General features: G+C 37.9%; 6 protein-coding genes. 3 read left to right on the forward strand and 3 right to left on the reverse strand.

Going from position 1 to position 14,118, the window contains the following annotated elements:
- Window positions 1-82: 82 nt before the first annotated feature.
- Window positions 83-1,042 (reverse strand): MlaD family protein, encoded by a 960-nt coding sequence (locus JR347_RS01245; RefSeq protein WP_205722252.1) that lies wholly within the window; start codon window positions 1,040-1,042, stop codon window positions 83-85.
- Between the two features lie 4 nt (window positions 1,043-1,046).
- Window positions 1,047-1,928, reverse strand: a complete 882-nt coding sequence (locus JR347_RS01250) for an N-acetylmuramoyl-L-alanine amidase family protein (protein WP_205722253.1) — start codon at window positions 1,926-1,928, stop codon at window positions 1,047-1,049.
- Between the two features lie 4 nt (window positions 1,929-1,932).
- On the opposite strand from JR347_RS01250, the gene JR347_RS01255 reads away from it, so the two are divergent.
- Window positions 1,933-4,653 carry a putative LPS assembly protein LptD gene (locus tag JR347_RS01255; RefSeq protein WP_205722254.1) on the forward strand — a complete coding sequence of 907 codons (2,721 nt, stop codon included), beginning with the start codon at window positions 1,933-1,935 and terminating at the stop codon, window positions 4,651-4,653.
- A gap of 8 nt (window positions 4,654-4,661) precedes the next feature.
- Here JR347_RS01255 and lysS read toward each other — a convergent pair whose 3' ends face one another.
- On the reverse strand, window positions 4,662-6,389 hold the full coding sequence (gene lysS, locus JR347_RS01260; RefSeq protein WP_205722255.1) for a lysine--tRNA ligase: 1,728 nt from the start codon (window positions 6,387-6,389) through the stop codon (window positions 4,662-4,664).
- Between the two features lie 225 nt (window positions 6,390-6,614).
- On the opposite strand from lysS, the gene JR347_RS01265 reads away from it, so the two are divergent.
- Window positions 6,615-11,606, forward strand: a complete 4,992-nt coding sequence (locus JR347_RS01265) for a PKD domain-containing protein (protein ID WP_205722256.1) — start codon at window positions 6,615-6,617, stop codon at window positions 11,604-11,606.
- A 1-nt stretch (window position 11,607) separates the two neighbouring features.
- A complete protein-coding gene (locus JR347_RS01270; RefSeq protein WP_205722257.1) occupies window positions 11,608-12,654 on the forward strand; it encodes a PorP/SprF family type IX secretion system membrane protein in 1,047 nt (348 codons plus the stop codon).
- Window positions 12,655-14,118 lie beyond the last annotated feature (1,464 nt).

Here is a 14,118-nt window from a genome sequence, read left to right on the forward strand (position 1 = left end):
TAATTAAGTAAATGGAGCAATTAAGCAGTATTCAAATTGACTCAGTAACAGAAAGCGCCAGGAATATTGACTATTTACCTCGCTAGTTGCCTCTTTTGGCTTCTTTCCTACGCTCTTTTTCAATCTTCTCTTTGCTTTTACCCAATGGTGAGAAGAAGTGCTTAGGGTTAGTATCTATATGAATAAGCAGCCTATCTAAACTTTGAACAGCATCATTCAGGTTTACATATAATGAATCATCGTTAATGAGCTTTCCAAGAGTTCCTTCATTTTTAGAAAAATGCTCGATGGCAGAACTTAAATCTGAAAGTGCCTTGTTGGCTCTCTCAACAGTTGTTTGAAGTTCCATTTGTTTTAGTGAATCAGAAAAGGCTGTAAAATTTCTAATAGCTGGTTTAGTGCTCTTTAATGTTGTATTCAACTCCTTCCCTACCTGATCATAGGTAGTCATCATATCTATTGCACTTTTTCTTAGCTCATAAATAGATGCATTCAGTATTTTAGGACTTTTAGCTAATTCCTCCATCAACTGATTGACTCTTTCACCATTACCTTGAAGGTTATCTAAAATCGCATTTATCTTTTTAATTGTTGCTTCAAGGTTATTTGCTACTGGTTGAGCACTTTCCGCTAAAATATCTGCGATTCCCTTATCTAACTGTGCAATAAGTGTATCTCCACTTTGTAAGGGCACAGCCACATTTCCTCCTCTTAGTGAAATAGATTTATTGCCTAAGAAATCGCTGTTTAACACTGCCACGGTAGAATCACCAACAACAATCTCTCCTCTTATATCTAGCTCAACAAGTACCTTATCATTGTCATTTTGCAAAAGGGTAATTCTGCTCACTCTACCTACAGTAAACCCGTTAATCATGATTGGGTTAGATACATTTAAACCATCTATATTGGCATAAATGGCGTAGTATTTATCGTTGGAAGAAAAGAATTCCTGCCCCTTCAAATAGTTAAAGCCCAGGTATAATATACTTATACCTGCAACCATAAAAACGCCTACCTTAAATTCTTTAGATATTTTCACTTTGCTAGTTTAAGGATTCTATTTCATTTTTATAGTCTCGGAAAGCACGAAATATTCCTGAAGCTATATTTCCTTGTACTGATTCACTATTTAGTTCTTGCTCTTCTTTTGGGTTGGTGAGGTATCCTATTTCCACTAAAACACTCGGCATAGCTGTTCGCCAAAGCACCCAGAAACCAGCCTGTTTTACCCCGCGGCTATGTCTTCCGGCTCTCTTGCCAAACTGTTCTTCTATTTTACTAGCCAGATATAAACTATTTTCGATGTAAGCACTTTGGCTTAATGAAAATAAAATTTGAGATTCGGGTGAATTGGGGTCGAAACCTTCATATTTTTCTTCGTAACCATCTTCATAAAGGATTACACTATTTTCTCTTTTGGCTACTTCAAAATTTCCTTGGGTTTTGTGCGCACCCATCACATAGGTTTCTGTACCATAAATGGTGTTTTTTGACACTGCATTTGCATGTATTGAAATGAAGGCATCAGCATTGTTCTTATTAGCAATATTAGCACGCTGTTCGAGTTCAATAAATTTATCAGCATCTCTTGTGTAAATAACTTTTACATCAGGCAAATACTCCTTTATATAACCACCAACCTTCATAGCAACATCTAGGGCTATGTCTTTTTCTTCGCTAAACTGACCGTGAGTACCAGGGTCATGACCTCCGTGGCCGGCATCAATAACTACCGTTTTGATTTTAAAGTCAGATTTCCTGAGAGAGGTTGATGAAGTTAGCAAGGTTATTGCTAAGAGAACGGCTACGATGGCAATATTCTTCACATTCTTTCGCTTCTTCAGTGTTATTACAATAACTTTACACAAAATTGTAAAATTTTCATTAAATCCGAAAAGTAGGCCATACAAATTGAATTGTTTCATACCCGTGAAGTTTTGCCTTCTCTTTTTATTTTGTACTATTTTCACAATTCCGGGTTTAAGTCAAAACCCAGAAAATGAGCTGAATATTCAAACCGGAGATTTAAATGAAATCCCTGTTAAAAACGACTCATTATTAAGCAACGACTCAACAGTTGTAGCTTTAGACTCTTTAAGTAATCAAAACCCTGCTGACTCTGCCTCAAAACCGCCTCCTAAAGGAGACATAGAGACAACAATCAAATATTCAGCCAAAGATTCAATTAACTTTTCTGTTGACTCAAAAATTGTTCAGCTATATGGTGATGCAAAAATCAAATATGGCTCAATTGAGTTAGAGGCAGAAAATATTACAATTGACTACAACAATAATACGCTTTCCGCCAAAGGAAAAGTAGATTCCACTGGAACAAAAATAGGTTTCCCGATTTTTAAAAATGGAAGTGAGGTATACGAAACCAAAGACATTACCTACAATTTTAAAACTGGTAGGGCCAGAATCTCTGAAGTAGTAACCCAACAAGGAGAAGGGTACTTACATGGAGAAACCGTTTATAAAAATGCTCAGAACGAGTTATTTAGTATTGATAACTCATATACCACTTGCAATTTAGCGCATCCACATTATCGGATTCGAGCCAAACGAACCAAAGCAATACCAGATGATAAAATAGTTTCTGGCCCAGCCAACTTAGAAATTAATGACGTACCTACACCTTTATGGCTACCTTTCGGAATGTTTCCCGCTAAGAATGAGGCCTCTTCCGGTGTTATTATTCCATCGTATGGTGAAGAAAGTAGAAGGGGCTTTTTCATTCGAGGAGGTGGTTATTTCTTTGATGTAAGCGACTATTTTAAGGCAACATTAACAGGCGATTTATACTCCAAAGGTGGTCATGGGATTAATTTTAATTCTGTATATAAAAAGCGTTATGCGTTTAATGGAAACCTTAATTTTGCTTACACCAAAATTAGATTGAGCGATCAGATTGAGGATGAGTCTAACCAAAATGACTTTCGCCTTACATGGTCGCACAACCCTGAGAGTAAAGGGAATAGCAGGTTTAATGCAAGTGTTAATGCCGCTACCTCTACCTACAACCAAAATAACTTTATTGGTATTAACGGAGATGCGAACAGTAACCGTTTTGATAACGTAACTCGACAGTTAAGTTCCAATGTGGCATATTCAAAAACATTTGGAAATAGCCCTTTTACTTTAGGTATTAGCGCACGTCATAATCAGGATATTCGAACTCGTGAAGTTGACTTGCAGCTACCTTCTTTAACATTAAATATGGGTAACGTCTACCCCTTAGCTAGCGAAACAGGAACAGGACCTGGATGGATGGAAAAACTGAATTTGCGATATACTATGGCCGGTACAAATCAAATTACAAACAATGTTGGGCGTATTGGTGCTGATGAAGCTCAAGATAGTATCGCTCCTTTCGATTTTGACAACCTGGGGACTTTCTTTAAAAATGCTAAAAATGGTGTACGTCATACCATTCCTTTGAGTACATCTTTCAAAATGCTAAAGCACTTTACTGCCAGTCCCTCTCTTAACTATGAGGAAACTTGGTATTTCGAAAGTTTAATATGGGATTTGGATACTGCTAATCAGTCCAGAGCGGTTGTGGTTGATACGCTCAGTGGTTTCAACAGAATTTCAACCTATAGTGTTGGAACTAGCTTTAACACCAGACTTTATGGTACGTATTTTTTCAAGAAAGGAAAAGTTGAAGCTATTAGGCATGTTATGAATCCAAATATTTCCTTTAATTACGCCCCAGACTTCAGTGATGATCGATATGGTTACTTCCAAAGGCTAGAAAATGAAAACGGTGATGAATTGCTACAATCTCGTTATCAAGGCTTTGTATATGGAAGTCCAAGAACTGGAGAAAATGCTTCAATAGGTCTTTCACTCAATAATACTTTAGAAATGAAGGTAAAGGCCAAATCAGATACAGCTGAAGTTAAATCCAAAAAAGTACCGTTACTAAATAATTTTGGATTTAGTACTAGCTACAATCTTGTAGCGGAAGAATTTCAATTATCAAATTTTAGCATAAGAGCAAATACATCCATCCTTGATAATAAATTCAATATAAACTTTAATGGAACAATTGATCCGTATGTCTATATTTTAGATAGTATTAACTTCGATACAAGAGGACGAAAAAATGTATTTCAAAGAAGAATTGACAGGTACGCGTGGAATAATGGAGATGGGTTAGGCCAACTATCACAAGCAACAATAGCCATAAGCACAAACCTGAATCCTAAGGCCAGAAATAAAGATAATACGACCAACAATGCAATTCAAAATTCGGATCTAAATCAAGACGACAAAGATTTCTTACTGGCTAATCCTGATTCTTATGTTGATTTCAATATTCCATGGAGTCTGAGGCTAAACTATAGTCTTAACTTTAGCCAGAGAGGTTTTGAAGATTCCAACACAACACAGTCGCTCAGATTTTCCGGAGATTTCTCATTAACTGAAAAGTGGAAAATAACCTTCAACTCTGGTTATGACTTTGAAAATAAAGATTTCACGACTACTCGACTCGGTATTACACGGGACCTGCACTGTTGGCAAATGGATTTCAACTGGACTCCCTTTGGTCGATTCCAAAGCTATAGTTTTTCAATCCACGTGAAATCGTCTTTATTACAGGATCTTAAGATAGACAGAAACAGAAGTTTCTTCGATCGCTAATCATCCTATTACTTTTGCCAACCCTTTACCTCGTCAATTGTAGGATTTTCAATCTCTAGCTTCATCTTCTTACGCATACCACAGATGTCATTAAAAAGCTTATTTGGGTTTGCTTCTCTTATCTGTTTTGTAGCTGTAATCTCCATTTTATGTATAATAGGCAACAAATCTTCTCTTATACCTAACTTCTTAAAATCCTCATCTGTTGCTTTTACTGGCTTCCTCTCCGGTTTCATCTGAGGAAAGAATAGTACATCTTGAATGGAATTGGAGTTAGTCATTATCATACTTAATCGATCTATCCCTACGCCTAATCCTGCTGTTGGAGGCATTCCATATTCAAGAGCTCGCAAGAAATCTTCGTCCAAAGTCATTGCTTCTTCATCTCCTCGTTTACCGAGCTCCAATTGCTCCTGGAAACGCTGTCTTTGATCTATAGGATCATTTAATTCCGAGAATGAATTACATATTTCTTTTCCATTAGCTATTGCCTCAAATCTCTCTACCAAGCCTTCTTTGGTTCTATGCTTTTTGGCTAATGGAGACATTTCCACTGGATAATCTGTAATAAAAGTTGGTTGAATAAGCTGGCCTTCACATTTCTCCCCAAAAATTTCATCAATTAACTTACCCTTACCCATAGTTTCATCAACAGGTACTTTCAGCTCTTTCGCTGTTTTACGAAGCTCTTCTTCATTCATCTCAGAAATATCTATTCCTGTAAAATGCTCGATGGCTTCAAACATGGTAAACCTTTTCCAAGGCCTCTTAAAGTCAATTACATTCTTACCTACTTGAACTTCCGTAGTGCCATGAATGTCAAGTGCCACTTTCTCAATCATCTCTTCGACCAAATCCATCATCCAGTTATAGTCCTTATATGCCACATATAACTCAACCTGGGTAAATTCAGGATTATGGAATCTTGACATCCCTTCATTTCTGAAGTCTTTAGAAAACTCATAAACCCCATCGAAACCCCCAACAATCAATCTCTTTAAATAAAGTTCGTTGGCTATTCTTAGATACAAAGTCATATCTAAGCTATTGTGATGAGTTTTGAAAGGCTTTGCAGCAGCTCCTCCATAAAGTGGTTGTAATATTGGTGTTTCTACTTCCAGATAGCCCTTTTCATTCAAATACTCACGCATTGAATTCACCAGCCTTGTTCTCTTAATGAAGGTATCCTTGATATGATCATTTACAATCAAGTCAACATATCGTTGTCTATATCTAAGCTCAGGATCTGCGAAAGCATCGTGTTTCACAATATTCCCATGTTCGTCTTCCGTTTCTTTAACAATTGGCAAAGGTCTGAGAGACTTGGAAAGTACTTTTAGTGAAGTTACATGGATAGAAATCTCACCGGTTTGAGTAGTGAACACATAGCCCTTTATTCCTATGATATCGCCTATATCAAGCAGCTTTTTAAAGACCGTATTATAAAGTGTCTTATCCTCGTCCGGGCAAATATCATCTCTTCGAATATAAATTTGAATACGATCAGTTGAATCCTGAATTTCAGCAAATGATGCTGAACCCATGATTCTGCGGCTCATGATTCTACCTGCAATCGAGATGTTTTTATAATCAATTTTCCTTCGTTCGTAATTTTCAAGGATTTCTTTGGCAGAAACATTTACCTCGTAAGGTTCAGAAGGATAGGGATTAATACCCAATTCTTCCAGTTTTTCTTTGGCTTCTCTTCTTACTTTTTCCTGTTCGCTCAGTTGCATATGAATTCAAAATTTTATCGAAGGCGCAAAGATATATAATATCACGTTTTATTCATTTTGTATTATTAATTGATCTTTTAATTTTTCATCAAATATTGATGTAATATTTTGGGTTACTTTTTACAATTTGAAAGTATTAACTTTACTTATTTCAAACCATTATTATCATTTAGCTACCAAATAATTGTATTTTTGTACTGATTGCATTACGTAAGTTTTAGAACTATGAAAACGACTGGCTTTATTAAGAAATATATTATGTGCATGTTCTTATTGAGTATCTACTCATTAGGGGCAAAAGGCGACTGTTTACCAGAAGTAAGTGCTACATTCAACGCTTCTAGTCTGAGTGTTACTGCCAGCTCAACAAAAGAGCTATCAAATGTTGTCTTGAAGTTTTGTGACGAGTCAACTCAAAAGTTTGATGACTTGAGTGGTAAAACCAAAAGTTTTCAGGGAACTGGTGATAATGCAAACAAAGAAATTATTGGTATTTGGATTAAGTCTGGATGCAATTCAAGTGGTGATGGGCCCGGTTACGGAGAATATGTAGCAAATGTAAGTTGGAATGGCTCATGCTTTGCTAATTTGACGGAACCTGTTAGACCGGTTCTTGAATGTGTTGATCATAATGCAAATGGCACTTTTACCGCACATTTTGGATACCTAAATGAGAATAATTCTGTTGCTACAATTGAGGTGGGTCCCAATAACAAATTTACTCCCAACCCTAAAGATCGAGGTCAAACTACAATATTTCAACCAGGTAGAGTTTATGATGCCTTCCAGGTAAATTTTGACGGAAGCAACCTTGTTTGGACACTTAAAAGTCCTAACGGCTCAACCCGTACTTCCACTGCCAGCAATAATCCTGACCAAAAATGTTTCAATGATGACTATTGTCTTGCGTCATCTATTGATGGTGGTTCAATAGCTTTTAATGGACCATATAACCCACAGGGAACAAATATTATTAACAATGTAGAATTACCTTCTAGCCCGTTTGAAGGAGTAGATTTCGAATATGTTTGGTTACAAAGCGAAGTAAATGTGCCTAATACCGTTGGGAATTCTAGCTGGAGCATGGTTGCCGGTTCTGAAAATTTAACTGAATTACCTATTTCAGGACTGTTGCAAACAATGTATTACATCCGATGTGCAAGAATTGCAGGTTGCGAAGATTACTGGGGTGAAACAAATATCGTTGAAGTAGCAGTTGACCCTTGTACTCCTGAAAATATCGATGGCGGAACCATCGCTTTCAATGGACCATATGATCCTCAAGGAACAAATATCATTAACAATGTGGAACTACCTACCAGCCCGTTTGAAGGTGTTGACTTTGAATATGTGTGGGTAAAGAGCTTGGTCAATGAGCCAAATTATGTTGGCAACAGCAATTGGAGCCTAGTGGAAGGATCGCAAAACTTAACCGAACTGCCTATTTCAGGATTATTCCAAACTACCTATTACCTAAGATGTGCTAGAATCATTGGCTGTGACTCGTACTACTGGGGTGAAACTAATATCGTTGAAGTAGCAGTTGACCCTTGTACTCCTGAAAATATCGATGGCGGAACCATCGCTTTCAATGGACCATATAACCCACAGGGAACAAATATCATTAACAATGTGGAACTACCTACCAGCCCGTTTGAAGGTGTTGACTTTGAATATGTGTGGGTAAAGAGCTTGGTCAATGAGCCAAATTATGTTGGCAACAGCAATTGGAGCCTAGTGGAAGGATCGCAAAACTTAACCGAACTGCCTATTTCAGGATTATTCCAAACTACCTATTACCTAAGATGTGCTAGAATCATTGGCTGTGACTCGTACTACTGGGGTGAAACTAATATCGTTGAAGTAGCAGTTGACCCTTGTACTCCTGAAAATATCGATGGCGGAACCATCGCTTTCAATGGACCATATGATCCTCAAGGAACAAATATCATTAACAATGTGGAACTACCTACCAGCCCGTTTGAAGGTGTTGACTTTGAATATGTGTGGGTAAAGAGCTTGGTCAATGAGCCAAATTATGTTGGCAACAGCAATTGGAGCCTAGTGGAAGGATCGCAAAACTTAACCGAACTGCCTATTTCAGGATTATTCCAAACTACCTATTACCTAAGATGTGCTAGAATCATTGGCTGTGACTCGTACTACTGGGGTGAAACTAATATCGTTGAAGTAGCAGTTGACCCTTGTACTCCTGAAAATATCGATGGCGGAACCATCGCTTTCAATGGACCATATAACCCACAGGGAACAAATATCATTAACAATGTGGAACTACCTACCAGCCCGTTTGAAGGTGTTGACTTTGAATATGTGTGGGTAAAGAGCTTGGTCAATGAGCCAAATTATGTTGGCAACAGCAATTGGAGCCTAGTGGAAGGATCGCAAAACTTAACCGAACTGCCTATTTCAGGATTATTCCAAACTACCTATTACCTAAGATGTGCTAGAATCATTGGCTGTGACTCGTACTACTGGGGTGAAACTAATATCGTTGAAGTAGCAGTAGATCCTTGTACGCCAGAAAATATCGATGGCGGAACCATTGCTTTTAATGGACCATATAACCCTCAGGGAACAAATATCATTAACAATGTAGAATTACCTTCCAGCCCATTTGAAGGTGTTGACTTTGAATATGTGTGGTTGCAAAGCGAGGAAAATGTGCCCAATACTGTTGGAAATTCTAGCTGGAGTATGGTTGCCGGTTCTGAAAATTTAACTGAATTACCTATTTCAGGACTGTTGCAAACAATGTATTACATCCGATGCGCTAGAATTGTAGGTTGTGAAGATTACTGGGGTGAAACAAATATTGTTGAAGTAGCAGTAGATCCTTGTACGCCAGAAAATATCGATGGTGGAATCATTGCTTTTAGTGGACCATATAACCCACAGGGAACAAATATCATTAACAATGTAGAATTACCTTCCAGCCCATTTGAAGGTGTTGACTTTGAATATGTGTGGTTGCAAAGCGAGGAAAATGTGCCCAATACTGTTGGAAATTCTAGCTGGAGTATGGTTGCCGGTTCTGAAAATTTAACTGAATTACCTATTTCAGGACTGTTGCAAACAATGTATTACATCCGATGCGCTAGAATTGTAGGTTGTGAAGATTACTGGGGTGAAACAAATATTGTAGAAGTAGAAGTGTTTGAAATACCAACTGCAACACTTTCTGGTGGTGGTGAATTTTGTGCCGGAAGTAGTGGGACAATTCAAATCAACTTTAGTGGTACATCTCCTTTTAACTTCACTTATAGTAATGGTGTAGATACTTTTGATCAAACCACTGAATTAAATGAAATTTTAATTGAAGTTCCAGCCGGAAACTATAGCTTGGTTTCAGTTTCGGATGCTAATTATAATGGTACTGTTAGCGGTACAGCTTCTGTGTCTGAAATTGAATTACCAACCGCACTGCTGACTGGTGGTGGACAAATCTGTGGCGAAGGCACAGCCACAGTTTCAATCGACTTAACAGGTATAGCGCCTTTCGTTGTGACTTATTCTAATGGTGCTGAAACTACTGAAGTGACTGTAGAAGGCAATAACTATTCTTTCGAAGCAAGCGCTGGAAGCTACTCCTTAGTTAGTGTTCAAGATGCTAACTGCCAGGGAACTGTAAGCGGTCAGGCTGTGGTAAGCCAATCGGATGCCCCTACTGCTTCTATTTCTGGTGGCGGACAAATTTGTGGCGAAGGCACAGCTACAGTTTCTATCGACTTAACAGGTACAGCGCCTTTCGTTGTGACTTATTCTAATGGTGCTGAAACTACTGAAGTAAGTGTGGAGGGAAATAACTATTCTTTCGAAGCAGGTGCTGGCAGCTACTCTTTAGTAAGTGTTCAGGATGCTAATTGTCAGGGTACTGTAAACGGTCAAGCTGTGGTAAGTCAATTGGATGCCCCTACTGCTTCCATCTCTGGTGGCGGACAAATTTGTGGCGAAGGCACGGCTACAGTGTCTATCGACTTAACGGGTACAGCGCCTTTCGTTGTTACCTATTCTAATGGTGCTGAAACTACTGAAGTGACTGTGGAGGGCAATAACTATTCTTTCGAAGCAAGCGCTGGTAGCTACTCCTTAGTTAGTGTTCAGGATGCTAATTGTCAGGGTACTGTAAACGGTCAGGCTGTGGTAAGCCAATCGGATGCCCCTACTGCTTCCATTTCTGGTGGCGGACAAATTTGTGGCGAAGGCACGACTACAGTGTCTATCGACTTATCAGGTACAGCACCTTTCGTTGTGACTTATTCTAATGGTACTGAAACTACTGAAGTGACTGTGGAGGGCAATAACTATTCTTTCGAAGCAAACGCTGGTAGCTACTCTTTAATAAGTGTTCAGGATGCTAATTGTCAGGGTACTGTGAGTGGAAGTGCTTCTGTGACTTCTGCATCTACTCCAGAAGGAGAAATTTACCTTGATCCTAATTACTGTCTTGGCACGGATATTACCTTGAATAATGATATTAGTGGAGAAGGTAATTCTTACAGTTGGACCACAACAGGATCAGGTAACCTGCAAGGTGCTGATATGAAAGTTCCAACATACATTGCTATCGAAGAAGAGGATAAGGTTCAATTTATACTTACTGTTAATAATGGTTGTTCGAATACTGAATTTTTTGCAGTAACGAATGTTATCGGTACTACTGCTAATTTTAGTGTTTCACCTGAGTTAAAGAACGGAGAGATGTTAGTTGGTGTAAAGTATGACTTTATTGCAAATGACAGAGAAGCAAATTCATATAACTGGGATTTTTCGGATGGAGTGACTTCATCATTACCTGAAGTAGCACATGTTTATAAGTCTGTAGGAAGCTATAAGATTACCTTGTCAACAAACGATGGTGATTGCTCTGATTCAAAAAGCATTGATGTTACAGTGATAGAAAATGACAACTTGTTTATACCAAACGTATTTAGTCCAACTTCTTCTAACCCTGAAAACAGCTCAGTTAAAGTATATGGCGAAGACCTCTCAAACGAAGGATTTGAATTCTTTATTTATAACAGATGGGGTCAAGTTGTATATAGAACTTCAAATCTTGATGAAGCGCAAAATTTTGGATGGAATGGAGAGACTTCAGGCGAAGAAAAAGGGAATAATGTATTCACTTATACTGTCCGTGGTAAATTTAATAACGGCAACCCATTTGAAGAAACAGGGACTATAACCTTGGTTAAATGAGATGAGCAATAGGTGGCTCAAAGTTTTAATTGTTATAGTTATTTTTCTTCCTTTGACAAGCAATGTACAAGGACAAGATGCCGTATTTTCTCAATTTTTTAATAGTACACTCTATTTAAATCCGGCACTTGCTGGAATAGAACCTGACGTTACTGTTAGTTTTGGGCATCGGTCTCAATGGCAAAACCTGCTATTTCCTTATACAACCAGTCAATTTTCTGCAATTGTTCCTTATTACAAAAATAAACACCAAAAACCTCTTGGACATGTAGGTGCTCTCGGGGTATCTGTTTATAGTGATGTAGCTGGTGAGGATAATAATTTTAAAACCACTGGTGGGAATATCACCGGTGCTTACAATTTACCTTTGGATAAACAGTACGTTCACTTAATTTCATTTGGATTACAGATAGGTGCAATTAATAAACGGATAGACCCGGATAATTTGCAATGGGGGGAGCAGTACGATGCTTTTATTGGGTTTGATGCCAGTATAAGTCCATCTGAAGTAAGCAACCTTAGAGGAAGAACATTTATCGATATTAATGCTGGCGCCTTTTATTGGTGGACCCCGCTACCAAGAGAAAATGCACTTATTAATAGTGCCAATTCAGGTCTATCAATTTCTCATTTAAATAATCCGAATGAATCGCTGTTAGACACTGAATCGCAGCAATTACCTCTATTATGGAAATATCATGGCGGCATAGTCTTTAATCTATCTCACAAGGCAACAGCATCAATCAACTATTTAATTGCTTATCAGGACGAAACTACCCAGAACAATATAGGCAGTTATTTAAGCTATAAGCTCACTACGTTTCATAGTGGAAAAGTAAAGTATGGCATAGCCAGACTTGGCGGTTGGTATAGAGTGAATGATTCATTTATTCTTCTGACTGAATTTGAAACAGCTCTGTTCAAAGTTGCATTTAGCTATGACTGGAATACATCTTCGTTAAGATATAATGATAGAGGAATTGGAACCTATGAAATTAATTTGGCTTACAGATTTGCAAGTCATACACCTCCAAAGTCTAGATACTAAATGAGATACTTAATTACATTAATTCTTATTACCTGTTCTCATTTCAATTATTCCCAAAAAGTACTCTGGGCAAGTGAAGTATTGGAAGTCTCGTCTGAATGGACTGCATCAAGACATTTAGTGCTATTAGGTGATGATTCTCATAAAGCTAAACAAGTGCTTGGTGAACCTAATATATATCCTGGAAGTGAAGGATCTACCAGGGCCTGGGCACCAAAAAAGGCAAAAGAATTAGATTTTATTAAAGTAGGCTTCGAAGAGGCTATTCATATAAAGCAGATTGCCATTGCAGAATCTCTTAACCCCACAGCCGTTTCCAAAGTATATGCTTATGATGAACAGGGCAATGAACATCTCATTAACATCTTTAACCCGAAGCCAATACCTATTAAGGGTCGTTTGTTGAATGTTTTTTTGGAAGAAACGCCCTATAAAGTAAATGCGATTAAAGTAGAAATAGATGGTAGTAAAGTACCGGGACACAATGGAATTGATGCCATAGCAATCTCAGACTCAGAAGTGCCAATTAAAATTAATGTTGAATTTGCTACAGGAATTTATGCCTCAGTAGACCCTGAACGGTTGAGTGAAAGTATCAACAGTCCTTATAAAGATTTGAAACCGCTTATCACACCTGATGCTAATGCCATGTTCTTCAGCAGAGTTCAGGATCCTAGTAATGTTGGTGGCCATAAAGATTTAGAAGATATCTGGTATGCAGAAAAAGATGCATATGGCGAATGGCAAAAGGCAGTTAATATCGGTGCTCCTTTGAACAATGACGGACCAAATTTCATCTGTTCAATTATCCCAAATAAGAGTGGGTACATTTTATTGCTTGGCAATAGATACAAGAAAAATAAAATGATAGAAGGGCTATCAATAGCCTACAAGTTAGATAGTGGGCTTTCATCTATCAGAGATGTAATTATCGAAAATCCTGAAAATTATTCTCCTTATGCCAATTATTTCATGAGTCAAAATCAAAAATCAATTTTGATGTCAGTACAGAGAAGAGAGTCTTTTGGTAAGAGAGATTTATATGTCAGTCATGTAAAAGAAAACGGTAATTATGGAACGCCTATTAACTTGGGTAAAACAATCAATACTTCTGATGAAGAGTCTTCTCCTTTTTTAGCACCAGATGGTAAGACCTTATATTTCTCTTCAAAAGGTCATTTAGGTTTTGGAGGCAGTGACATATTTGTTTCTCACCGATTGGATGATTCATGGACTAATTGGAGTGAACCTGAGAATTTGGGGCCATTGATAAATAACGGTGACGACCAGATATTTTTTCAGTTAGAGTATGATAGCAAGTATGCATACTATGTTAACGGAACTGGCGATGATGCCGATATATATAGGATTGAATTACCGGCAATGCATCTACCTGAGCCAATCGTTACAGTATATGGAAAAGTGCTTGACAAAAACACGTTGGTTCCACTTGATAAAGCTGAC

It is taken from the genome of Fulvivirga lutea, assembly GCF_017068455.1.
In the GTDB taxonomy this organism is placed as follows: Bacteria; Bacteroidota; Bacteroidia; order Cytophagales; family Cyclobacteriaceae; genus Fulvivirga; species Fulvivirga lutea.